The organism is Paraplanobispora takensis (genome assembly GCF_016863195.1).
GTDB lineage: Bacteria > Actinomycetota > Actinomycetes > Streptosporangiales > Streptosporangiaceae > Planobispora > Planobispora takensis.
Genome location: NZ_BOOK01000061.1, coordinates 25,405 through 46,534 on the forward strand (window position 1 = coordinate 25,405; position 21,130 = coordinate 46,534).

The following is a 21,130-nucleotide window of genomic DNA, read 5'->3' on the forward strand; positions in this document are numbered from 1 at the left end:
GCCGTGTTCGGCCGGGGCGGCCCCGAACCGGTCGGGGGCGCCCCGGCGTGCGATGTGGCCTCAGCCCTCCAGCGCCACCCGGCGGGCCAGGCCCAGCGGCAGTCCGCCGGAGCCCGCCAGGACGTCGTGGAAGGCGCGCAGGTCGCCCCGGCCGGCGGCCGTGTAGTCGTCGCGGATGCGGTCGATCTCCAACGCGCCCGTCAGGTAGGACGGGGCCTGGGTGGGCCAGGCGCAGTAGCGGTTGACCTCGCCCTTGGCGGTGCCGGGCGTGAGCGAGGACTTGGTGGTCATGAACTCCTCGGCCTCCTCGATGCTCATGTCACCGCAGTGCAGCGAGGTGTCCACGATGATGCGGGCCGCGCGGAAGATGCGGAACTCCAGGTGCGCGAGCTCCTGCGCGGGGGTGGAGAAGTAACCCTCCTCGCGCATGACCTTCTCGACGTACAGGGCCCAGCCCTCGGTGAAGTACGGCGTGCGGAAGAGCTTGCGCGCCCGGCGCGTGCTGTCGGCCACCCACGACAGGTGCCAGTGGTGGCCGGGGTAGGCCTCGTGCACCGCGATCGATGGCATCTGCGCGCGGGCGTTGGTGCGCAGCCGCTGACGCACCTGCTCGTCGGTGAAGGAGTCGGGGGTGAACGGCACGAAGAAGTGCCCGACGCGGGAGGTCGACAGCGGCGGCGGCGACAGGTAGGAGGCCACCGACAGGATCGGCCGCTGGAACTCCGGCGAGGGCACCACCCGGCACTCCTCGCCCTCGGCGAAGGTGACCAGGCCGCGCTCGCGGACGAACCCGCGGGCCCGCTCGGTCTCGGCCTCGTATTCGGCCCGCATGGCCTCCAGGGTCGGCGCGTGGTCGTCCTGCAGGGCGGCGATCGCCGCGTGCCAGTCGTCGGAGCCGCCGGGCAGCCGCCGGGCGACCTCGCGCATCTCGGCGTCGAGCTCGTCGTAGGCGGCCAGGCCGCGCTCGCGCAGCTCGGCCGCGCCGTAGCCGAGCATCTCCCGCTCGCGCAGCAGCGTGGAGTAGAGCTCCTCGCCCATCCGCCAGGTGCCGGCGGCCTCGAACCCGTCGAGGAACCCCACCAGGTCGTCGAAGGCCGCCGCCGCGGGCTCGGCCGCCTCGGCCAGCCGGGCGCGCAGCCGCTCGTCGGCGACCAGGCCGGGAACGGTCTCGGTGAGGAAGCGCCGGCCCGTCCGCGCCTGGCCGAGGCCCCGCTCGACCAGCAGACCGGCGGCCAGGCCGGGGTCGAGGTTGGCCCGGCAGGCGGCCAGCACGGCCGGCACCTCGGCCAGCCGCGCCACCGCGGCCTCCACCAGCTCCTCCTCGGGGGCCAGCCGGTTGAGGAAGGGGCTGAAGAAGGAGGAGAAGACCGGGCCCACGTAGAAGGAGGGGTCGCGCCGCCACACGGGCCAGGCCTCGTAGGCGAGCGAGCCGCGCAGCGTGGAGGTGATCAGCTCGCGGTCGACCTCGTCCTGGAACTCCCCGCCCTTGACCGCCTGGAGCCGCTCCAGCCACCGCCGCGACTCCCCCTCGCGGGCGAGGATGCCCGCCTCGGTGAAGTCCCCGAGAGTGCGGTCGTAGCCGGGGGCGCCGGCGAGGGAGGCGTAGATGGGATTCGCGTTCAGGTACCAGTCGACGAAGTCGTCGACCAGGTCAGAGGAGAGATCCGTCATAGCCGGAGCCTACTCGTCGCCACCGACGGAAGCCCTCCCCCGCCCGCCCCGCGGCACGCGACGCCGTACGGCCTCCGGCGGCGCCGCGGAGCCGTACGGACCGGAGGCGCGAAAGCCGTACGCGCCCGGGAGCCGCGACACCGCACGGTCGCCCGTGACCGCTCAGAGCCCCATGCCCTCCGGGTGATCCGGTCAGAGTCCCATGCCCTCCGGGGCGATGTCGCCTTCCTCTATGTCGACGCGGGTGAAGCGCACCTCGAAGCCCTTGCCGTCGGGGGCGGCGGCCATCGCCCCGGCGAAGGCGGGCACCGACGGCGGGAAGTAGGCCAGGCGGAGCATCGTCACCGGTTCCGCGCCGTCGAGGCCGTACCGGACGACCACGGCGTCGCCGGAGCGGGTGAGCTCGATCGTGACCAGCTCGGCGGGCTCCGGCAGGGTGACCACCGACCAGTCGGAGGCTCCCCGGGTGACCACCACGCTGATCTGGAACCCGCCGTCGACGAACTCGGCCCCGGCCTTGATCCAGTTCTCCTCGTCGGCGCGGAGGACGGCGCCCGCCTGGTCGTACTGCGCGCCGTAGTCGCCGCCGAAGGTCACCGTCAGGCGGGCGTCGCCGGCCACCTCCCGGCCGAACATGGGGGCGCGGTCGCGGACGTAGCCGTAGTGGGTGGTCCGCCACAGGTCGGTGCCCCCGTCGCAGACGAAGCGCAGCTCACCGTCCGCCGTCCACTCGGCCGGCGGGTCGATCCAGTGGTTCTCCTCGAATCCCATGCTGTGATCATTTCAGGAGAGCGCTCTCTGTACCAGAGCCGGCGGCCGTCGACTGGGAGCGCTTCCCAGCGATCCGGGCGCCGGTCGACCGGTAAGGCACCCTCCGTCCCATAAACTTCACCTGTGGCTGAACCGAAGTTCGAGATCCAGATGCTCCACGACCGCGTCATGGTCAAGGTCGAGCAGGACACCGAGGAACGGCGCAGCACCGCGGGCATCGTGATCCCGGCGACCGTGAAGATGGCCAACCGGCTCGTCTGGGGCGAGGTCTGCGGGGTCGGGGGCAACGCCCGCGCCGTGAAGGTCGGCGACAAGGTGCTGTTCAACCCCGAGGACCAGTACGAGGTCGAGGTCCACGGCCAGCTCTATCTCGTCATGCGCGAGCGCGACCTGCACGCCATCGCCACCCCGCAGACCGACAACGGCACCGGGCTGTACCTCTGAGCTCCTCAGCCGGGCCCCTGAGGTCCCGGCCCGGCGCCTGAGTCCCCGAGGGCTCAGTGCGCCGTCCCGCACCGGCAGTCGCAGCTCCTGGCCGCCCGGCTCCCGGCGAGCGCGCGCAGATCGTCGGCCACGACGCCCCCGCACAGGTCCTCCGGGTCGTAGGCCACGGTCACCTCGGTCCCCGCGGGCACCGGATTGAAGGTGATCTGCCGGAACTCCAGGCCGGGGACCTCCGGGACCGAGACGTGCATCCTCATCAGCCGCCTGCCGTTGATCCTGCTCGAGGTGGCGGAGACCTCGGTGACGACGCCCCGGGCCCGCAGCCCGTGCTCGATCAGGAACCGGCGACGCCGATCCTTGGCCCGGAAGACGGCCGCCAGCACGATGGTGGCCACGACGGCGATCCCTCCGAGCCCGCAGGAGATGACCCCCATCACCATGGCCGACCCGCTCTTCATTTCGATCTCGTTCCCGGTGAGCTCCGAGATCACGAAGAACAGCCCGATGAACAGCCAGACGATCTGGGCACCGGGGATGAACAGGAACGGCCGGAAGGTCCTGGAGTACTCCATGTCAAGCATGGTCGGAGCGTAGATCCACTCGCCTGCGGATCTCTTGCATCCCGGTTACCGGCGCCCTGCGGGCTCACTTGCGGGTGTAGCTCAGATAGATCTTCTTGCCCCAGTCGGCGGCGGGGATGTCGGCCAGCACCCGGACGGTCCCGCCCCGCAGGTCGGCCAGGACGGCGCGGCGGGCGGCGCCGTGGGCGACGACGGCGATGAGGTGATCGTCGTCCCACCAGCCCCACAGGCTCTCCGGCCGGATGTTCACCCGGGTCTCCAGCCGTCCGTCGGTGCGGTTCCAGACGCAGACGTGCTCGGCGTAGGAGGGCGGGCACCACGTCGACACCCTGCGCCCGGAGGGAGAGAAGGCGTCCTCGCCGCCGGCGGGCGTGCCGGTCCCGGTGGCCGTGCTGCGCACCGTGCCGTCCGGCGCGTAGAAGCGCACGCCGCCCGCGTGCCCCGCCATGAGCTCGGCGCCGCCGGGACTCCACCGGAAGACCGCCGAGGCGTCCACGTCCCGCACGGTCACCGCGCGGGCGGAGCGCGCCGTCGCGTTCACGACCACGAACCCGGTCGTCTCCCAGCGGGTGCCCGCCTTGCGCCGCACGGTCAGGACCGCCTTGCTCCCGTCGCGGGCCCACCGGGCGAGGTCGGCCACCAGCGGTTTGCGCACGGTCCGGATCCGGTTCCCCTTGCCGGTGGCGACGTCGAAGAGGTTCACCGAGTCGTATCCGGAGGTGTAGGAGGCCGCGACCCCCAGGGCCCTGACCCCCTTCGGCGCGACCGTGACCTCGCTGTCCCCGCTCCTGCGCAGGAAACTGGCGCCCCGGCGCAGGTAGGCCTCGCGGCCCACGGTGTAGGAGGTGACCCGCACCGGGTCGGCGACGTCCTCGTACACGGTCACCCCGGTCCCGGGCAGCTTGATCGGCACCGGGGCGGCGACGCGCGGGGCGGTCCCCGCCGCGGCGGGCAGGGACGCGGCGGCCACGGCCGTGACCGTGGCGGCGACGGCGGCCGCGCGGAGCGACCGGCGGATTCCACTGATCACAGGCACGGCCGCAGCCTAGACCGGAAGATTTCCACGAACCGGACGTATAACGAATCGGTCGGCCGCACAAGCCCGGCCGGGCACGGGCGCCTACGATGTCCGCCGCGCCGTACCGGATACCAGCTCGGGAGGTACGGGCTCCGCACACCTGGCGCATTCGACGGCCTGTTCCCGCCGGTGTCTGCGCTCCTCGTAGAACCGGTGCCCCAGAGCCGCCGCGACGAGCACCCCGCCCAGCGCCAGGAGCATCACCGGCCCGTATCTCCCGTGTCCTATCAGGCCCATGACGAGATGGGCGATCCCGGCCGCCACGATGATGGCACCGACGTTGAGCAGCTCCCTGGTGAGTGTCCACCCCGACGCGGGCCGTCTGCGTTCCGTCTCACTCATTCCCTCAGCGTTACTACCGTGCGTTACACGACATAACGGATCGGGTCACCACCGTGTAACGGCTGCGGCGGCGGTGCGATCATGGCTCCATGGACGACGCGGCCGACCCGTACACGCTGGTCGAGGAGCTGCGCATGCTCCCCGAGGAGTGGCTGGCGGACCTGGTGCGGGAGGTCTTCGAGCGGCGGCGCCCCCGCGACGGCGAGGACGGGGCCGTCGGCGACCGGTGCTTCCTGGCCGTCGGCGACCGGTGCTTCCTGGCCGTCTCCTCCCGCAGCCGCGACGCCCGCACCGGGACGTGGACCGGCGAGGTCGAGTACACCGCGGTGGCCCATCCCGACCGCGACCACTACGACGACCCCACCGGCACCGGCTGGGGGTTCGTCCAGTCCGGCGCCTGCGGGCGGTGCAGAGTCCGGCTCACCTCCAGTCACAAGAACGTACGGTGCCCGGTCTGCGACGGCCCCGCCTACCTGACATGAGTCCTGTATGAGCGGAGGAACCGTGCCAGAACCCGGCAAGGCCGGTGGACCGGACGAGGCCGACAGAGCCGGGGTCAACGGGGCCGGCGAGACACCGGACGGCACACCGGACGAGGCACCGGACAAGACAGCCGACGAGACACCGGACGGTGCGGACGTGACGGCGCTGCTCGATCTCCCGTCTCACGAGCTCCGCGCCGCGGTGTCCCGGGCCCTCGCCGCCCGGCTCCTGCCGCGACTGCTGGCCCTGCCCGACGACCGGCTCCGGGACGTGCTGTGCGAGGCGCTGGCGGAACGCCGGCCGTACGACTATTCCCCCGGGCAGGAGACCCGGATCTTCCTCGCCGTGACCGGTCCCGCCCCGAAGCGCAAAGCTCCCGGCTGGCGCCATCGCGCGGTGGCCCCGTCCCTGCCGCGCCTGGCCGCCCGCAGGAGACCCGGAACGCTGGCCTATCGGGGCGAGTGCCCCGTCTGCGGCACGCCCCTGTGCGCCGACACCGGTGCCGCAGCGTGCCCGGTGTGCGGGACCACCGAGGCGAGGCTCAGCCGGTAGAGGGGTTTGGTAGAGGGGTTCGGTAGAGGGGTTCGGTAGAGGGGTTACGACAGGTGCAGGAGCTTCTGGGTCTCGACGATGAGGTCCAGGCCGAAGCTGAGCTTGACGCCGAAGTAGACGATCGCGGTGGCGGTGGCGGCGGCCACGAGGATGACGCCGGCCTTGACGAACAGGTTCTGGCGGCCGAGCCAGGCGATCCAGGCCGACAGGGTCTTCTTGCCGAACTCCAGCAGCCGGTGGGCCCAGTGGAACTCCAGGGCGAGGACCGCCAGGCCGGCGAAGACCACCGCCCAGCCGGGGCCGGGGAAGGGCACCATGATCAGGCCCGCGACGACCAGCACGCCGCCGATGGCGCCGATGACGATCTTCAGGGTGAGGCGGCCGGTGCGGGTGGCCCTGATGGCGTCCAGCCGGCCGTGCAGGCCGGAGCGGATGGGCGAGCGCCCGGCCGCCTCGGTCTTCAGCGCCTCGGCGTCGCCGGTGGCCTGCGGCGTCCCGGCGTCCCCGGTCGCGCCGGGCCGCCCCTCGTCGACGCCCGCGCCGGGACGCCCGTCGTCGCCGGTCGGCGACGGGCCGCCGTCCTGGGTGCCTGGCACCCCGTCTGAGATCGCCACGAACGCTCCCGGGCAGTCGGTTTCGTTCCAGGATAGGACGGCCTCGGTCAAGCCCGCTCATCCCGCGGGACGAACACCGCTTCACCCTCCCGGATGGGCCGGCTTCCCGGAGATCCTCCTTTCAGCGCGGGTTCCAGCGCGGGTTCCAGCACGAGGGCCCGGCCGTACGGCGGACGCCGTACGGCCGGGCCCCGGGTGAAGCGCGGAACCCGGGTGAGGCGCGGAACCCGGGTGAGGCGCGGGACTCAGCCGGTGGTGCAGGTGACGGCGGCGGGGACGCCGTTGGCACTCGTCCAGCTCGCGCCGAAGCCGAACGTCGTGGACGCGCCCGCGTTCAGCGAGCCGTTCCAGCTCGCGTTCTTGACGGTGACGTCCGCGCCGGTCTGGGTGTGGACGCCGCTCCACAGCTGGGTGATCTTCTGGCCGTCGGGGAACGACCACTTCACGGTCCAGCCGTTGACGGCCGCGGTGCCGGTGTTCTTCACCGTCACCTCGCCCTGGAAGCCGCCCGGCCAGGAATTGGCGATCTTGTAGGTCGCGGCGCACCCCTCGCCCCCGCCGGAGCCGGGGGCCGTGGTGAAGGTCACCGGGTCGGAGGCGGCCGAGGTGTTGCCGGCCGTGTCGCGCGCCACGACGTAGTAGGTGTAGGAGGTCGCCGCAGACAGCCCGGTCAGGGCGAACGAGGCGGCGGTGGGGGAACCGGCCTTCACGTCGGTGGCGCCCGCCTCGCGGTAGACGTCGTAGCCCGCCACGCTCTCGTTGTCGGTCGAGGCCGTCCAGGTCAGCGTGGCGCCGGTCGAGGTGATCGCCGAGGCGGCGGGCCTGCCCGGCTTGGACGGCGGGGTGGTGTCGTCCGGGGGCGGCGGGGTGCCGCCGCCGGTGTCGGCGTAGACGATGCCCCGGCCGTTGGTGCCGAGATAGACGCGGCCGTAGACGCGCGGGTCGCCGGTCAGGGCCTCGCCCATGTTGCCGTACTGGTGCTGGTCGTCGTTGACCCGGACCCAGGTCGCGCCGGTGTCGTCGGAGCGGTGGACGCCGGTGACGCCGCCGACCGTGGCGACCGCGTACAGCGCGTGGTAGCTCTTGCCCGGCGCGGCCTTGCCGAAGCCGACGTTCACCGCGGCGGTGATCCCGGAGAGCTTGGTGAAGGACGCGCCGCCGTCGGTGGAGCGGAACAGGCCGGTCTCGCCCGCGAGCCAGATGTGGCCCTCGTGGCCGGGTACGGCCTTGAACTTGACGTTGCCCTCGGCGGGCAGGCCGGTGGCCGCGGTGGCGGTGAAGGTGGCGCCGCCGTCGGTGCTGGCGTAGAACCTCCCGGCGCTGAAGCCGTAGAACTTCCTGGCGTTCACCCGGTCGGACTCCACCACGGCGCCGGTCGGGATGCCGGTGGAGGCGGTCCAGCTGTTGCCGAAGCCGACCGAGTGGTGCACGGCCACGCCCTTGGGCGCCCAGACGAACCGGGAGCCGTCGGCCGCCGCCGCGACGGTGCCGCCCTCGTTGATCCCGCCGGGCTCGCCGCCCTGGAACCAGTTCGCGCCGCCGTCGGTGGAGAAGGCGACGTGGCTGTCGTTCGGCCGGTCGGCGTCGGTGAAGTTGCCCGCGCGGACCATCACCGAGGGGTTGGTCTCGGCGTAGTCGAGGCTGGTGGAGGAGGTGAAGACCGGGGAGGTGAACATCATCGGCGGGACCTTGGTCAGGTCGGTGTGACGGAAGCCGCCGATGTCACCCAGGGCGCTGACCAGCGGCGCGCCGCTCGGCGGGCTGATCAGGTCGAGGACGGCGGTCTCCTCCAGGCCCTTGACCATCGGCTTGATGGTGAAGGTCCCGCCGGTGTCCCACTTCTTCAGTTCCTCGGTCCCGTAGATCGTCGCGCCGGTGCCGTACATCATGCGGTCGGAGTCGAACGGGTCGATCTCCAGGGACTCGTTCATCCAGCCGAGCTTGGGCGACTCCTCCGGCAGTTGCGGGTTCGCCCCGAAGGTCAGCCACGGCGCGGAGGAGATGTCCATCGTGTAGCGCTTGGTCCGGTCGGGGTAGGAGCCCCAGTCCCAGATCCGCGTCCAGGTGGCGCCGGCGTCGGTGGAGCGGAAGAAGATCGCGTCCGGCCACCAGGAGATCTGGGTGGCCACCATGATCGTGTTCGGGTTCTGCCGGTCGATCGTCAGGCCGCTGTAGCCGAAGTAGTCGTCGGCCGAGCTGGACGGGACCGGGCTGATCCGCGTCCACGCCCCGGTGGCGGTGTTCAGCTTCCACACGTCGCCCTTGCCGCCGTCGTACGGCCCGCCGGTGTCGCTGGTGGCGATGTAGAGGGTCCCGCTCTTGTGGTCCAGCACGCCCTTGTGGGCGATGTACCCGGTCGGCTGGCCGGGGACCCGCGTCCAGGTGGCGCCGCCGTCGGCGGAGCTGTAGACCGTGTTCTCCTTGTCGGCCACACCGACGTAGATCTTCTTGGTCGTCTGCCCCGCGCTCGCCGAGGCCGGGTCGAAGGTCACCCAGACCACGCCGGGCCGGTGGCTGAGGTAGCCGTTGGGGTCGTTCGGGTCCTGGGCGTAGTTGCCCGGATTGGGGAAGCTGGCGACCTTGGCCCAGGTCACACCCTTGTCGGTGCTGCGCCACAGGCCGTTGCCGTCGGGAGCGCCGAGATAGAGGACCTTGTTGTCGTTGGGGTCGACGGCCAGGCGCTCGCCCATCCCCCGGCCGGGCATGTTGCCGCCGAGCTTGAACGGCAGCTCGGTGGCCTGCCAGGTCTTCCCCCGGTCGGCCGAGCGCAGGATCGCGCCCTTGTTGGGGTCCCAGTCGTTGGTGTACATCCCGGCGGCCACGTAGACCCGGTCGGTCTCCACGGGGTCGGTGGCCAGGCTGACCACGCCGTTGTAACCCCACTTGTCCCAGCCCACCCAGTCCAGCAGCGGGATCCAGCTCTTACCCGCCTGGTCCCACCGGTAGGCGCCGCCGATGTCGGTACGGGCATAGATGAGGTTCTTCTCGGTCTGGTTGAAGATGATCCCGGGCACGAACCCGCCGCCGTCGATCCGGACGTTCTTCCACTCGTTCGTCTCGACGGCCGCGGACGCGGTGCCGGATCCGGCGGTGTTCCCGGCCGCCGCCGCGGCCTGGGCCGTGAGGCCCGTGCCCGCCGCGGCGCACGCCACCGCTCCGGCGGCGAGCAGGCTGAACAGCCTTCTACGCATGTACGGCTTCCCTTCGCAAAGCAACAGACAAACCGCCATGCACGACCGGGGAGCGGAGACTTGACCTCGACCGCCCGTGATGCACGTGCATGAGCGCCCAGAGATTCACACGCCGCCGTCCGTAGCGTCAATAGTTTGATCAATAAACTAACAAAGGCCGAGCAAGGGCGAGCCAGGCCATGTAACTTTCATCCGGCGCGCGAAAGAGGGGCAGCTCCGGGTGAAAGGTAAAACCCTGGAGAGCCAGGGATTTTTACCCAAAAAATCAGTTAATGTCCGTTTATGCCCGAGCTTCCTGTCATCCGCACCCTCACCGGCTCCCTCTCCCCCGCCGAGATCACCGGAGCCGTCCTCCCCGGCGAGCACCTTCGCATCGACATGCGGTGGGGCGTCGGCATCGACTCCGACCCGCACCGCTGGCTGGACGAGGAGCAGCCGGTCATCGCGGAGCTGCACGGGCTGCGCCGCTCCGACGGCCTCGGCCTGGTCGTCGACGCCGGCTGCATCGGCGCGGGCCGCGACGTCTCGGCCCTGGCCAGGATCACCTCCGCGAGCCGGGTGGCCGTGGTCGCCGCGACGGGCTTCTTCGCCGGCCCGTTCCTGCCCTCCTGGACGGCCGAGGCCGACGTCGAGGAGCTCACCCGCCACCTGATGGGCGAGATCGGCCAGGGCCTGGACGGCACCAGCGCCAGGCCGGGCCTGATCGGGCAGATCGGCGCCTGGAGCGGGGAGCCGACGCCGGTGGAGGAGCGCTGCGCGGCCGCCGCGGCCCGCGCGTCCCTCACCTCGGGACTGCCCGTCGCCGTCCACCGCCGGGGCGGACTGGCCCTGCTGGAGCTCCTGCTCGCCGAGGGCCTGCCCGCCCACCGCGTCAGCGTCGGCGACGCCGGGACCGACCCCGCGGTCCCCCACAAGATCGCCGAGGCGGGCGGCTACGTCCGTCTCACCTCCGTGGGCGCCGACCGGCTGCGGGACGCGCTGGACCTCATCGCCGCCGGCCACGCCCACCGGCTGCTGCTCGGCAGCGGCATCTCGCGGGTCGCGGAGATCGAGAGGTACGGTGGCCCCGGCTACGGCCACCTGTTCCGCACCTTCCTGCCCCGGCTGCGCGAGGCCGGAGTCCCCGAGGAGACCATCCGCCTCATCACCCACGACAACCCTCTCCGCTGGATGACCGGCATGGAGTGAGCCATGACGATCCGGGTCGCGAACGCCCCCGTCAACTTCGGGATCTACCGGGCCGAGGGCGCCCTGCCCGATCCCGGCACGCTGCTGCGCGCTCTGGCCGAGGCCGGCTACGACGGCGTCGACTCCGGCCCGATCGGCTATCTGGGTCTCGGGGAGGAGCTCGGAAAACGGCTGGCCGCGACCGGGATGGGCCTGGCCGGGGGTTGGGTCGACCTGCGCTACGACGACGAGGCCGCCTTCACCGCCGATCTCGCCGGGCTGGACGCGGCGCTGGAGGTGTTCACGGCGGCGACGGGAACGGCGGGAGTGGGGGCCGCGGCGACGGGGACGGCGGCAGGGAGCACGGCGGCGACGGGAACGGCGACAGCGGGGAGCACGGCGGCGGCCGGGGCCGGCGGGCGCTTCGCTCCCCGGCCCACCCTGGCCTGCCCGGCCCATCCCCCGCGCTTCTCCTCGGGCGCCGCCCCGGGGCTGCCGGCGGAGCGGTGGCCCGCCTTCGCGGAGCGCGTCCAGCGGGCGGCGGACCGCTGCCGCGAGCGCGGCCTCGAACCCGTCTTCCACTATCACCTGGGCACTGTCGTGGAGACCCCGGAGGAGATCGAGCGGTTGCTCGACCTCACCGACGTCTCGCTCTGCCTGGACACCGGCCACCTCTGGCTGGCGGGCGGCGATCCGGTGACCGCCGCGCGGGAGTGGGGCGGGCGGATCAGGCAGCTCCACCTGAAGGACGCCAGCAGGGAGGTCCGCGACCGGGTCACAGGCGCGGGCGGCGACCTGTCGGCGGCCGTGGCCGCCGGGGCGTTCACCGCCCTCGGCGCCGGGGAGGTCGACCTGGCAGGCGTCCTGCGGGAACTGTCCGGCTACGAGGGCTGGCTGGTGGTGGAGCAGGACGCCCCGGCCACCGGCCGCGACCTCGGCCGCATCCTCGACGACCAGCGCGCCAACCGCGCCTGGCTCCGCGCGCACGGGATCTGAACGCGCGGGACCCGGACTCCAGGCGCTCACGGCCTCCACGGCATCCGCGACCTCCACGCTCATGAGCTCACGGCGCCCACGGCATCCGGACCTCCACGTTCATGAGCTCACGGCGTCCCCGGTCTCCGCTATCAGGCGCTCGCGGCCTCCGGGGCGTCCGGGACCTCCGCGCCGGGATCCTCGCACGGGGCGCAGTTCACGGCGCGCGGGGCGGCGGGCGGGGCGACCATCAGCCGCGAACCCGGTCCCCTGGCCGCCTGCACGTCACCGGGGTTGGCCAGCGCGCACCGGTCCAGGGACAGGCAGCCGCAGCCGATGCAGTCGGTCAGGCCGTCGCGCAGGCGCTGGAGCTGCTTGATCCGGTCGTCCAGCTCCGAGCGCCACATCGCCGAGAGCCTGGCCCAGTCCTCCCGGTTCGGGGTGCGCTCGTCGGGCAGCGCGGACAGGGCGTTCTGGATCACCTTCAGCGGGATGCCGACCCGCTGGGAGACCCGGATGAAGGCGATCCTGCGCAGCGTGTCGCGGGTGTAGCGGCGCTGGTTGCCGGCCGTACGGCGGCTGCGGATCAGCCCCTTGGCCTCGTAGAAGTGCAGGGCGGAGACGGCGACCCCGCTGCGGGTGGCCACCTGGCCGACGGTGAGCTCCGAATTCTGGGACACGCCCCATCCTATGTTGACCTCAACCTGGCTTGAGGTTGCAACCTGGCCCCATGACGACCGCAGACATCTCCGCACAGATCTTCAGCCAGGCGGAGCTCGACTATCTCGCGACCCAGCGGCTCGGCCGCCTGGCCACGGTGAGCCTCGACGGCACCGTCCAGAACAGCCCCACCGGCTTCCACTACAACCCCGGGAACGGCACGATCGACATCTACGGCCGCGCCATGGGCGCCACGAAGAAGTTCCGCAACGTCCGGGAGACCGGGCGGGTGGCGTTCGTCGTGGACGACCTGGCCTCGACCGACCCCTGGCAGGTCCGGGGCGTGGAGATCAGGGGCACGGCCGAGGCCGTCGAGGACCATGAGCCGCCCATGCCGTACCTCAGCAGGGAGATCATCCGCATCCACCCGGAGCGGATCATCTCCTGGGGCGTCGATCCGGCGCAGCAGGACATGCGGGGACGCGACGTCCGATCCCGGTGATTGCCGGATCCTCCCTTATGTGCTCCAGGTGACCCGAGTGAGAATGGGCGCATGACGAGAGCACTGGTGCTGGGCGGCGGAGGCGTCGCCGGGATCGCGTGGGAGGCCGGGATCATCACCGGCCTCCGGCGTGCGGGCGTGGATCTGGGAACGGCGGACCTGGTGGTGGGCACCTCGGCGGGGTCGGTGGTGGGCGCGCTGGTCACCACCGAGGCGGATCTGGAGACCGCGGTCGCGGCCCAGGCGACCTCGGAGACGACGGCGACCGTCCCGGCCATCGACATGGAGCCGGTCATGGCGGCCTTCGGCATCCTGTACGACCCCTCCCTGGAACCGCGCGAGGCCCGCAGGCGGGTGGGCGAGCTGGCCCTGTCGGTCAAGGACACCGGCGCCAGGATCGAGACGATCGGCGACCGCCTGCCGATCAAGGAGTGGCCCGAGCGCCGGCTGCTGGTCACCGCGGTCGACACCGAAACCGGCGAGTTCGTCGTCTGGGACCGCGACTCCGGGGCCTCCCTGGTCTCGGCGGTCGCCTCCAGCTGCGCCGTCCCCTGCGTCTTCCCGCCGGTGGGGATCGACGGCCGCCGCTACATGGACGGCGGGGTCCGCTCGGCCACCAACGCCGACCTGGCGCAGGGCTCCTCGGCCGTCGTGGTGCTGGAGCCGATGGCCAACGTCGCCCCGCGGGCGCGCTTCGAGGCCGAGATCGCCAAGCTCGGCGAGGCCGTGGTCGCCCATGTGATCCCCGACGAGGCGGCCATGGCCGTCTTCGGCGTCAACGTCCTGGACCCGGCGCTCTGGCGCCCGGCCTTCGACGCCGGCCTGGCCCAGGCGCCCGCCGTCGTCGAGACCGTGGGCAAAGCCTGGTCGTGACCGCTCCGCTGTGGATCGTCAGCGGGCCGCCGGGCGCGGGCAAGTCGACCGTGGCGGCGGCCCTGCTGGTCCGGCTGCGCCCGGTGCCCGCGCTGCTGGACAAGGACACCGCCTACGGCGGCTTCGTGGCGGCCACCCTGCGCGCCCACGGCCGTGAGCCCGGCGAGCGCGAGGGCCCCTGGTACGACGAGCACGTCAAGGTGCACGAGTACGCCGGCCTGACGGCCCTCGCCCGGCAGATCCGCTCCCACGGCTGCCCGGTCATGCTCGACGGCCCCTTCACCTCCCAGGTCCACGACGCGCAGCTGTGGGCGCGCTGGGTCGGCGAGCTGGGCGGGCCGCCGGTCCACCTGCTCTGGGTGCGCTCCGACGGCCCCACCCTGCGCGAGCGCCTGCTCCGGCGCGGCCTGGACAGGGACCGGGGCAAGCTGGCCGGGTTCGAGCGGTATCTGCGGGCGATCCGGGTGGACGAGCCGCCGGCGGTGCCGTACACCGAGGTCGACAACCGGCCCGGCGCCCCCTCGGCCGGCGAGCAGGCGGAGCGGATCGCCGCCCGGTGGCCCGGCTAGTACTCCACTTCCCAGTCGTGCGGGCCGAGGGAGTGGAAGCCGTCGCGTGTCTCGATCACGCCCTTCCCGGCCAGGGACGCGAGACTGCGCCGTACGGCCTCCTCCGGCAGGCCCGTCATGTGGACGACGTCCGCCGTGTGGGCGGTGTGGCCGTCGGTGGCCAGTGCGGCCACCGCCTCGTAGACGGTGTTGTCCTCAAGGGACATGGTCTGGACATCCCGGTTGGCGTCGTACATGGCCATACCTCCTGGGTCGTGCCCGCCGGTCGTTGGTGTCCCCGGAGCACGCGGTCCGGCGTCGCCGCGTGCCGGGGCCGGGGGGTTCAGCGCTGCCGGGCGCCCTCGCGCAGCCGCTCGGGGTCAACCTGGCGCTCGGGGTGGCGCCGCAGGTACTCCTCCTCCAGTTCCCGGGTCCGTTCGGTGTGGTTGGCGAGCGCGTCACCGGAGCCGTGCAGGAAGGTGTCGGTCCGTGTCGCGTGCAACTGCCGCAGTTCGCGCAGCAGATCGTCCTCCGTGAGGTCCTTCGGATCGATTCCCATCGTCATGAGGTCCGCCTACCCCGTCGCGGGCCGCCCTCACCTCCGCCGCGGTGCTTGCCTTTGGAACGATTCCACGAAATTCAGTCAGATTTCGTGACTGATTTAGATTGCGGGTATAACGCGAGAGCCTTACGTTCCCGGTATGGATCTCGAGCTCCGACACCTCAAGATCGTGCGCGCGGTCGCGGAGGCCGGGAGCGTCACCAAGGCGGCCACCCATCTCGGACTGGCCCAGCCTGCGCTGACCGCGCAGCTCAAGCGGATAGAGCGGGTGCTCGGGGGGACCCTGTTCGACCGCGACCACACCGGTGCGAGACCCACGCCCCTCGGGGAACTGGTGCTGTCCCGGGCACGGGTGCTGCTACCCGCCGCCAGGGAGCTCCAGGAGGAGGCCGTGCGGTTCGCCAACGCCGGCGGGGAGGTCCCCCGCTACCGGGTGGGCGCCACCAACGGCCCGATCCTGGGAGGGCTGGTGGACCGGCTCGCGACGGCGTGGCCGTCGACGCCGGTGACCACCCGCACCTCCTGGTCGGCCAGGGAACTCACCACGATGATCATGTCTGGGGTGATCGACTTCGCGCTCATCGGCGCCTGCGGGGAGAGCCAGCCGCCCGTGGATGGGCCGGCGGTGTGGCTGACCGTCGGCTCCGACCCCGTCTTCGTCATGCTCAACGAGGACCATCCGCTGGCCGGCCGCAGGGAGGTGGAGCTGGGCGAGCTGGCCGGCGAGCAGTGGGCGGTCACCCCCGGCGACGGCTGTTTCGGGGACTGCTTCGCCGCGGCGTGCGCCCGGGCGGGCTTCACTCCCCAGACCATCTACGAGACCGACGTGGCCACGTGCGTCCATCTGGCCAAGGTCGGCCGTGCCGCGGTGCTGTGCCAGGCGACCTTCCAGCCCTCCGCCGGGCTGGCGATGGTCCCGATCTCCGAGGCCCCGCTGCGCTGGCGGCACCTGCTCGGCTGGCATCCGGACGCGCCCATCGCCCGCGTCGCCCCGATGGTCGCCGGGTACGCCAAGGCCGCCCACGCCGACGCCGTACGGCGCAGCGAACGCTACGCCGCCTGGCTGGCGGGCCACCCCCACTTCGGCACCTCACCCTGATCCACGCCGCAGACGTCCGTGGACGTCCTCCCGAAGGGGCCCGCGCCGGAAGCCGTCGCGCCCGCGGCACGGGTCCCTTCTGACAAATCCCCATAACACGGTGATAGGGGCGAAGTGATAGAGCCGCCTCTCCTCCCCGCGCGGTTACGGTGACCGCGCACCCCCCAACATGAGGAGAGATCACATGCTCCGCAGTAGTGCCGTGACGGCGGGCTTCGCACTCGCCCTCACGCTGGTGGCCACCCCTGCCATCGCCCACGGGGGCCCCGGCGGCTCATCCGCCCCCGAGTCCCTGTACGCCCAGGCCAAGGCGCAGGCCGCGGCCACCGCCCAGCCCGACCCCGGGATGATCGAGGCACTCCAGCGCGACCTCGGCATCTCCGGCGCGGAGGCCAGGGCACGCCTGGTCAACGAGGCCGCCGCGTCCAAGGTCGAGCCGGTGCTCAACCGGCAGCTCGGCGACCACTTCGCCGGCGCCTGGCTGACCGGCCCCACCGCCGAACTCGTGGTCGCCACCAACGACTCCACCCAGGTCTCGGCCATCCTCAAGGCCGGAGCGCAGGCCAAGCTCGTCAAGCACTCGCTGGCCACACTCGACGCGGCCAAGGCCCACCTGGACGGGCTCTCCGGCAGCGCACCCGAGTCCATCCCCTCCTGGTACGTCGACCTGCAGGGCAACATCGTCGTCGTGCTGGCCCGCGACGTCGCCGAGGCCCAGAACTTCGTCGGCGGCAGCGGCCTCGACGCCTCGCTCGTCCGGGTCGAGGCCTCCACCGAGGATCCCAGGGCGCTGTACGACGTGCGCGGCGGCGACGCCTACTACATGGGCGGGCGCTGCTCAGTCGGCTTCTCGGTGACCAGGACCGGCAGCCAGGGCGGCTTCGTCACCGCCGGGCACTGCGGCCGGGTCGGCACCGCCACCCAGGGCTACAACCGGGTCGCCCAGGGCACCTTCCGCGGCTCGTCCTTCCCCGGCAACGACTACGCCTGGGTCGAGGTCAACTCCAACTGGACCCCCGTCGGCGTGGTCAAGGGCAGCGGCTCCACCCTCCTGCCGGTGAACGGCTCCACCCAGCGCGCGGTCGGCTCCTCCATCTGCCGCTCCGGCTCCACCACGGGCTACCACTGCGGCACCATCCAGCAGCACAACACCAGCGTCACCTACCCCGAGGGCACCATCACCGGCGTGACCCGCACCACCGTGTGCGCCGAGCCCGGCGACTCCGGCGGCTCCTACATCTCCGGTGACCAGGCGCAGGGCGTCACCTCCGGCGGCTCGGGCAACTGCACCTCCGGCGGCACCACCTACCACCAGCCGGTCAACGAGATCCTGTCGACCTACGGGCTCACCCTGGCAGGCGGCAGCGGGCCGCCGCCGACCGGCTGCAGCGGCTACCAGAACACCTACACCGGCTCGCTGACCTCCAACCAGAACGCCTACCAGCCCAGCACCAGCGGCTACACCGCCGCCGCGGGCACGCAGCGCATCTGCCTGGACGGTCCCAACGGCACCGACTACGACGCCTATCTCCAGAGGCTGAGCGGCTCAACCTGGACCACCGTGGCCCAGGGCACCAGCCCCAACCCCGACGAGGCCTTCACCTACAACGGCACCGCGGGAACCTACCGGGTCCGGGTCCACGCCTACAGCGGCTCCGGCTCCTACACCCTCGGCCTGACCAGGCCGTGACCCCGCGAGGTGCTCGCGCGGGAGACCCGCGCGAGCACCTCTCATGACGACCGCGGCGCCGCCGTCCCCGCCCGGGGCGGCGGCGCCGCCGTCATGCGTGGGCCGCGGGGCGGACATGATGGACGGATGAGCGAACTGATGCCCCGGGACGAGAACGCGGACCTGTCCACGGTGATCGCCAACCTGTCGCGCTCCCCGGAGACCCTCGCGCGGGTCGCCGACGAGGTGGAGCGGGAGCCTCTGCCCTCCGCGGTGGTCGAGGCGCTGCCCCGCACCGACCCCGTCGCGCTGCTGCTGGCCGCCAGGTCCGCCGAGGGCGAGGGCCGCTCCTTCGAGGCGGCCGGGCTCGTCGGGGAGGCGCTCGCGCTGGACCCCGGGCTGGAGCCGGCGCGGCGGGACGCCGCGGAGTACGCCGCCTGCCGTACCGACCCCCATCGGGAGCTCGCCGATCGGGCCGCCGACCTGTTCGACCGGCTGCTCGTCTTCCTCTACCGGCCGGCCCGGCGCCGCCTGGTGGAGGAGCTGGTGGCGCGGAGCGTGCGGGTGGCCGAGCACGCCCTGGCCGACCTGGCGCTGTTCGAGCACGACGTGATCGGCGAGTTCCTGGACGCGCGGGGCGAGTGGCTGCGCGAGGACGAGGTGAAGCTGCTGGAGTCGTGGCGGACGACGCCCTCGCGCCTGTGGGAGGTCGTCGGCGTCTCCGGACGGCGGGTGACCCTCGACGACGGCGCGGAACAGGTGGTCCTGACCGACGAGCTGCTGTCCGGGCAGGCCCTGCCGGGTGATCTGATGCTGACCCGGGTGCTGCACGACGGGACCGGCCCGCGGGTGTTCGGCCATCCGTTCAAGGTCGACCCCGCGCGCCGCGACGAGATGCTCGCCCTGCTCGCCGATCCCGTGGACCCCTACGCGATCGCGGCCTTCTTCAGGCGGCCTGCGGGGCCGGCGTCCGGCGTGACTCCCACCACAGCGCCGCCCCGGTGATCAGCGCGCCCAGGCCCTCCCACAGGCCCACGCCGAGGAACTTGGCGGGCGCGGCGCCGGTGACCACGAGCGTGGTGAAGACGGTGAAGGTCACCAGCCGGAACGGGACCGTCCACAGGAAGAACGGCCGGAAGTCCACGGCCGCGGCGAGCATGTAGTAGATCCCCATGTTCACCGCGGCCATGGACGAGGCCGCCATGTACACGAGGGTGTAGTCACCCTCCGCACGCGTCTGCAGGACCTCGAAGCCGAGCATGGCCAGCATCGTGTCGGGCGAGATGAGCCCGAGGACGCCGAGCAGGAAGGCGAGCAGGCCGAAGACGGCGATGGTCCAGCCGGACGGGGTGCGCGGTAGCCGCACGGGGTGCCTCCAGGAGAATGGGCCTGACCGAGGGATCGCGGGAGGTGTAACCTCAGGCGATCTCTGATCGCGCATTCCATCATGAAATTTCCCCCCAAGGCGACGCATGGACAACTCTGGCCGGCCGATCCGACTCAAGATCACCGCTCTGCTGCTGGTACCGATCATCTCCCTGGTGCTGCTCTGGAGCTTCGCCGCCAGCCTGACCGCCGGTGACGGACTGCGGCTCCTGGAGATCAACACCCTGGCCGGCAACGTGGCCCTCCCCTCGGAGAGGGCCGTCATGGAGCTGCAGAACGAGCGGCTGCACTCGGCCCGCTATCTGAACGCCAAGTCCGACCAGGACGCCCTCGTCGCCCAGCGGCTCAAGTCCGACCAGGCCCTGGCGGACTTCCGCAGGCTCGCGCTCGCCGACGACGTCCAGGAGACGGCCGGCGAGGAACTGCGGATCCGGCTGACCTCGTTCTTCGCCGAGGTCGACCAGTTGCCCGCCGCCCGCGCCCTGGTCGACTCCCGCTCCGCGGACACCGTCCGGGTGATCGACACCTACAACCGGATCGTCGACTCGATGTTCCGCATGTACGACCGGATGATCCTGGTCCCGGACATCTCGATCTACCAGCAGGCCAGGTCGGTCACCGCGCTCGGCGAGGCCAAGGAGATCCTGGCCCGGCAGCGGGCGCTGCTGTCGGCGGTGGGCGGGGGCGGGCGGCTCGGCGACGCCGAGCACGCCGCCTTCGCTCGGATGGTCTCGACCCGCAGGCTGGTGTACCAGCAGGCCATGGCCAGGCTCGACGCGGAGCTGCGCGCGCCGTACGACCGGCTCGCGGCCTCGGCGGTCTCGCGCGCCTACACCCTGCTGGAGACGCGCGTCGCCGCCTCCCGCGACCTGCCGGCCGACCTGTCGCCGGTCGACCGGTTCTGGGCCGAGGTGGAACGCGACCAGGCCGAGGTGGTCGACATGCTCGTCCCCCGGGTCACCCCGGCCGCGGTCGCCATCCTCGTCCAGATCGCGGTGGCCGGCGGTCTTGGCCTGATCATGCTGATCCTGTCGGTGCTGCTGTCCCTGCGCTTCGCCGGGCGCCTGGCCGCCGAGCTGGGCGCGCTGCGGGACTCGGCCAGGGATCTGGCGGAGGTCCGGCTCCCGCGCCTGGTGGCCCGGCTGCGCCGGGGCCAGGACGCGCCCGAGGAGTCCCTGCCCGCGATCGACGGCGCCCCGGAGATCCGCGACATCGGCCACGCGCTCGACTCGGTCCGGCACACCGCCTACGAGGCGGCCGTGGACCAGGCCCGGCTGCGCCGGGGCGTCAGCCAGGTCTTCGTCAGCCTCGCCCGGCGCAACCAGTCGCTGCTGCACCGGCAGCTCACCCAGCTGGAGGCGATGCAGCGCAAGGAGGAGCAGCCCGAGACGCTCGCCGACCTCTACCGGCTGGACCACCTCACCACGAGGATGCGCCGCCACGCGGAGAACCTGATCATCCTGTCCGGCGCCACGCCCGGCCGGGGCTGGCGCAAGCCGGTCCCGATGGTGGACGTCCTGCGCGCGGCGGTCGCGGAGGTCGAGGACTACGCCCGGGTCCAGGTGCTGCCGACGCCCTCGGCCTCGCTGGCGGGCTCGGCCGTGGCCGACGTCATCCATCTGATCGCGGAGCTGGTGGAGAACGCGACGGTGTTCTCCCCGCCGCAGACCCGGGTGATCGTCCGCAGCGAGGTCACCGCGACCGGGCTGGCGGTCGAGATCGAGGACCGGGGGCTGGGCATCCCGGAGCCCGAGCTGGGCGAGCTCAACCGCCGCCTGGCCGACAGCCCCGAGTTCGACCTGGCCGACAGCGACCGGCTCGGCCTGTTCGTGGTCGCGATGCTCGCCTCCCGGCAGGGCGTGCAGGTCGCCCTGCGCCCCTCTCCCTACGGAGGGATCAGCGCGGTCGCCCTGATCCCGGCCTCGATCCTCGCCGAGGAGGCCCAGGCGATCCCGTAGCCGT

General features: G+C 72.3%; 23 protein-coding genes. 12 read left to right on the top strand and 11 right to left on the bottom strand.

Annotated features, from left to right (window positions below; all coding sequences use genetic code 11):
• Positions 1-60 precede the first annotated feature (60 nt).
• Entirely contained in the window at positions 61-1,671 is a 1,611-nt protein-coding gene (locus Pta02_RS34925) for a DUF885 domain-containing protein (RefSeq protein ID WP_203879289.1), read from the bottom strand.
• Between the two features lie 192 nt (positions 1,672-1,863).
• The gene (locus Pta02_RS34930; protein WP_203879290.1) at positions 1,864-2,442 is read right to left on the bottom strand and encodes a DUF1349 domain-containing protein; all 579 of its coding nucleotides are present in this window, start codon (positions 2,440-2,442) and stop codon (positions 1,864-1,866) included.
• Positions 2,443-2,565: 123 nt separating this feature from the next.
• On the opposite strand from Pta02_RS34930, the gene Pta02_RS34935 reads away from it, so the two are divergent.
• Positions 2,566-2,886 (top strand): GroES family chaperonin, encoded by a 321-nt coding sequence (locus tag Pta02_RS34935; protein WP_203879291.1) that lies wholly within the window; start codon positions 2,566-2,568, stop codon positions 2,884-2,886.
• A 53-nt stretch (positions 2,887-2,939) separates the two neighbouring features.
• On the opposite strand, the gene Pta02_RS34940 is transcribed toward Pta02_RS34935, so the two are convergent.
• The 3 genes from Pta02_RS34940 to Pta02_RS34950 form a co-directional block, all read right to left on the bottom strand.
• Complete coding sequence (locus Pta02_RS34940) at positions 2,940-3,467, bottom strand: hypothetical protein (protein ID WP_203879292.1); 528 nt, start codon at positions 3,465-3,467, stop codon at positions 2,940-2,942.
• Positions 3,468-3,531: 64 nt separating this feature from the next.
• On the bottom strand, positions 3,532-4,503 hold the full coding sequence (locus tag Pta02_RS34945) for a hypothetical protein (RefSeq protein WP_203879293.1): 972 nt from the start codon (positions 4,501-4,503) through the stop codon (positions 3,532-3,534).
• 84 nt (positions 4,504-4,587) lie between these two features.
• Positions 4,588-4,887, bottom strand: a complete 300-nt coding sequence (locus Pta02_RS34950) for a hypothetical protein (protein ID WP_203879294.1) — start codon at positions 4,885-4,887, stop codon at positions 4,588-4,590.
• An 89-nt stretch (positions 4,888-4,976) separates the two neighbouring features.
• On the opposite strand from Pta02_RS34950, the gene Pta02_RS34955 reads away from it, so the two are divergent.
• Both Pta02_RS34955 and Pta02_RS34960 read left to right on the top strand, forming a co-directional pair.
• The gene (locus Pta02_RS34955; RefSeq protein ID WP_203879295.1) at positions 4,977-5,369 is read left to right on the top strand and encodes a hypothetical protein; all 393 of its coding nucleotides are present in this window, start codon (positions 4,977-4,979) and stop codon (positions 5,367-5,369) included.
• Between the two features lie 7 nt (positions 5,370-5,376).
• The gene (locus tag Pta02_RS34960) at positions 5,377-5,922 is read left to right on the top strand and encodes a hypothetical protein (RefSeq protein WP_203879296.1); all 546 of its coding nucleotides are present in this window, start codon (positions 5,377-5,379) and stop codon (positions 5,920-5,922) included.
• A 44-nt stretch (positions 5,923-5,966) separates the two neighbouring features.
• On the opposite strand, the gene Pta02_RS34965 is transcribed toward Pta02_RS34960, so the two are convergent.
• Together Pta02_RS34965 and Pta02_RS34970 are read right to left on the bottom strand one after the other, a co-directional pair.
• Positions 5,967-6,536 carry a TIGR02611 family protein gene (locus Pta02_RS34965; protein ID WP_239131474.1) on the bottom strand — a complete coding sequence of 190 codons (570 nt, stop codon included), beginning with the start codon at positions 6,534-6,536 and terminating at the stop codon, positions 5,967-5,969.
• A 245-nt stretch (positions 6,537-6,781) separates the two neighbouring features.
• Positions 6,782-9,727 (bottom strand): cellulose binding domain-containing protein, encoded by a 2,946-nt coding sequence (locus Pta02_RS34970; protein WP_203879297.1) that lies wholly within the window; start codon positions 9,725-9,727, stop codon positions 6,782-6,784.
• A 282-nt stretch (positions 9,728-10,009) separates the two neighbouring features.
• Between Pta02_RS34970 and Pta02_RS34975 the strand changes: the two genes are divergently transcribed.
• Both Pta02_RS34975 and Pta02_RS34980 read left to right on the top strand, forming a co-directional pair.
• On the top strand, positions 10,010-10,915 hold the full coding sequence (locus Pta02_RS34975) for a phosphotriesterase family protein (protein WP_203879298.1): 906 nt from the start codon (positions 10,010-10,012) through the stop codon (positions 10,913-10,915).
• A gap of 3 nt (positions 10,916-10,918) precedes the next feature.
• On the top strand, positions 10,919-11,890 hold the full coding sequence (locus Pta02_RS34980) for a sugar phosphate isomerase/epimerase family protein (protein ID WP_203879299.1): 972 nt from the start codon (positions 10,919-10,921) through the stop codon (positions 11,888-11,890).
• A 131-nt stretch (positions 11,891-12,021) separates the two neighbouring features.
• Here Pta02_RS34980 and soxR read toward each other — a convergent pair whose 3' ends face one another.
• Positions 12,022-12,549: a redox-sensitive transcriptional activator SoxR gene (soxR, locus tag Pta02_RS34985; protein ID WP_203879300.1), complete on the bottom strand. Its 528-nt coding sequence runs from the start codon at positions 12,547-12,549 to the stop codon at positions 12,022-12,024.
• 50 nt (positions 12,550-12,599) lie between these two features.
• On the opposite strand from soxR, the gene Pta02_RS34990 reads away from it, so the two are divergent.
• From Pta02_RS34990 to Pta02_RS35000, 3 genes are read left to right on the top strand one after another with little or no spacing between them, the layout of a single operon-like run.
• Entirely contained in the window at positions 12,600-13,031 is a 432-nt protein-coding gene (locus Pta02_RS34990; RefSeq protein ID WP_203879301.1) for a PPOX class F420-dependent oxidoreductase, read from the top strand.
• A 51-nt stretch (positions 13,032-13,082) separates the two neighbouring features.
• Positions 13,083-13,904 carry a patatin-like phospholipase family protein gene (locus Pta02_RS34995; protein WP_203879302.1) on the top strand — a complete coding sequence of 274 codons (822 nt, stop codon included), beginning with the start codon at positions 13,083-13,085 and terminating at the stop codon, positions 13,902-13,904.
• The gene (locus Pta02_RS35000) at positions 13,901-14,473 is read left to right on the top strand and encodes a P-loop nucleotide/nucleoside kinase family protein (protein WP_203879303.1); all 573 of its coding nucleotides are present in this window, start codon (positions 13,901-13,903) and stop codon (positions 14,471-14,473) included. The genes Pta02_RS34995 and Pta02_RS35000 overlap by 4 nt, the downstream gene beginning before the upstream one ends.
• On the opposite strand, the gene Pta02_RS35005 is transcribed toward Pta02_RS35000, so the two are convergent.
• A complete protein-coding gene (locus Pta02_RS35005) occupies positions 14,470-14,709 on the bottom strand; it encodes a hypothetical protein (protein WP_203879304.1) in 240 nt (79 codons plus the stop codon). The genes Pta02_RS35000 and Pta02_RS35005 overlap by 4 nt on opposite strands.
• Before the next feature lie 86 nt (positions 14,710-14,795).
• On the bottom strand, positions 14,796-15,017 hold the full coding sequence (locus Pta02_RS35010) for a DUF6158 family protein (RefSeq protein WP_203879305.1): 222 nt from the start codon (positions 15,015-15,017) through the stop codon (positions 14,796-14,798).
• A gap of 136 nt (positions 15,018-15,153) precedes the next feature.
• On the opposite strand from Pta02_RS35010, the gene Pta02_RS35015 reads away from it, so the two are divergent.
• From Pta02_RS35015 to Pta02_RS35025, 3 genes are all read left to right on the top strand, one after another.
• Positions 15,154-16,113: a LysR family transcriptional regulator gene (locus Pta02_RS35015; RefSeq protein WP_203879306.1), complete on the top strand. Its 960-nt coding sequence runs from the start codon at positions 15,154-15,156 to the stop codon at positions 16,111-16,113.
• 184 nt (positions 16,114-16,297) lie between these two features.
• A complete protein-coding gene (locus Pta02_RS35020) occupies positions 16,298-17,803 on the top strand; it encodes a S1 family peptidase (RefSeq protein WP_203879307.1) in 1,506 nt (501 codons plus the stop codon).
• 126 nt (positions 17,804-17,929) lie between these two features.
• Positions 17,930-18,787 (top strand): hypothetical protein, encoded by an 858-nt coding sequence (locus Pta02_RS35025; protein ID WP_203879308.1) that lies wholly within the window; start codon positions 17,930-17,932, stop codon positions 18,785-18,787.
• Here Pta02_RS35025 and Pta02_RS35030 read toward each other — a convergent pair.
• Positions 18,729-19,148, bottom strand: coding sequence for a hypothetical protein (locus Pta02_RS35030; protein WP_239131475.1), 420 nt, complete (start codon positions 19,146-19,148; stop codon positions 18,729-18,731). The two genes, Pta02_RS35025 and Pta02_RS35030, sit on opposite strands and share 59 nt — an antisense overlap.
• Positions 19,149-19,254: 106 nt before the next feature.
• Between Pta02_RS35030 and Pta02_RS35035 the strand changes: the two genes are divergently transcribed.
• Complete coding sequence (locus Pta02_RS35035) at positions 19,255-21,126, top strand: sensor histidine kinase (protein WP_203879309.1); 1,872 nt, start codon at positions 19,255-19,257, stop codon at positions 21,124-21,126.
• The last annotated feature ends 4 nt before the right edge of the window (positions 21,127-21,130 follow it).

Bases quoted from the DNA above. Each gene is read 5' to 3' on its own strand.
- Pta02_RS34990 (WP_203879301.1), top strand. From the start codon at position 12,600: ATGACGACCGCAGACATCTCCGCACAGATCTTCAGCCAGGCGGAGCTC.
- Pta02_RS35005 (WP_203879304.1), bottom strand. From the start codon at position 14,709: ATGTACGACGCCAACCGGGATGTCCAGACCATGTCCCTTGAGGACAAC.
- Pta02_RS34995 (WP_203879302.1), top strand. From the start codon at position 13,083: ATGACGAGAGCACTGGTGCTGGGCGGCGGAGGCGTCGCCGGGATCGCG.
- Pta02_RS34950 (WP_203879294.1), bottom strand. From the start codon at position 4,887: ATGAGTGAGACGGAACGCAGACGGCCCGCGTCGGGGTGGACACTCACC.
- Pta02_RS34970 (WP_203879297.1), bottom strand. From the start codon at position 9,727: ATGCGTAGAAGGCTGTTCAGCCTGCTCGCCGCCGGAGCGGTGGCGTGC.
- Pta02_RS34980 (WP_203879299.1), top strand. From the start codon at position 10,919: ATGACGATCCGGGTCGCGAACGCCCCCGTCAACTTCGGGATCTACCGG.
- Pta02_RS34975 (WP_203879298.1), top strand. From the start codon at position 10,010: ATGCCCGAGCTTCCTGTCATCCGCACCCTCACCGGCTCCCTCTCCCCC.
- Pta02_RS34940 (WP_203879292.1), bottom strand. From the start codon at position 3,467: ATGCTTGACATGGAGTACTCCAGGACCTTCCGGCCGTTCCTGTTCATC.
- Pta02_RS34955 (WP_203879295.1), top strand. From the start codon at position 4,977: ATGGACGACGCGGCCGACCCGTACACGCTGGTCGAGGAGCTGCGCATG.
- Pta02_RS35010 (WP_203879305.1), bottom strand. From the start codon at position 15,017: ATGACGATGGGAATCGATCCGAAGGACCTCACGGAGGACGATCTGCTG.
- Pta02_RS34925 (WP_203879289.1), bottom strand. From the start codon at position 1,671: ATGACGGATCTCTCCTCTGACCTGGTCGACGACTTCGTCGACTGGTAC.
- Pta02_RS35020 (WP_203879307.1), top strand. From the start codon at position 16,298: ATGCTCCGCAGTAGTGCCGTGACGGCGGGCTTCGCACTCGCCCTCACG.
- Pta02_RS34930 (WP_203879290.1), bottom strand. From the start codon at position 2,442: ATGGGATTCGAGGAGAACCACTGGATCGACCCGCCGGCCGAGTGGACG.
- Pta02_RS34960 (WP_203879296.1), top strand. From the start codon at position 5,377: ATGAGCGGAGGAACCGTGCCAGAACCCGGCAAGGCCGGTGGACCGGAC.
- Pta02_RS35035 (WP_203879309.1), top strand. From the start codon at position 19,255: ATGGACAACTCTGGCCGGCCGATCCGACTCAAGATCACCGCTCTGCTG.
- Pta02_RS35025 (WP_203879308.1), top strand. From the start codon at position 17,930: ATGAGCGAACTGATGCCCCGGGACGAGAACGCGGACCTGTCCACGGTG.
- Pta02_RS35015 (WP_203879306.1), top strand. From the start codon at position 15,154: ATGGATCTCGAGCTCCGACACCTCAAGATCGTGCGCGCGGTCGCGGAG.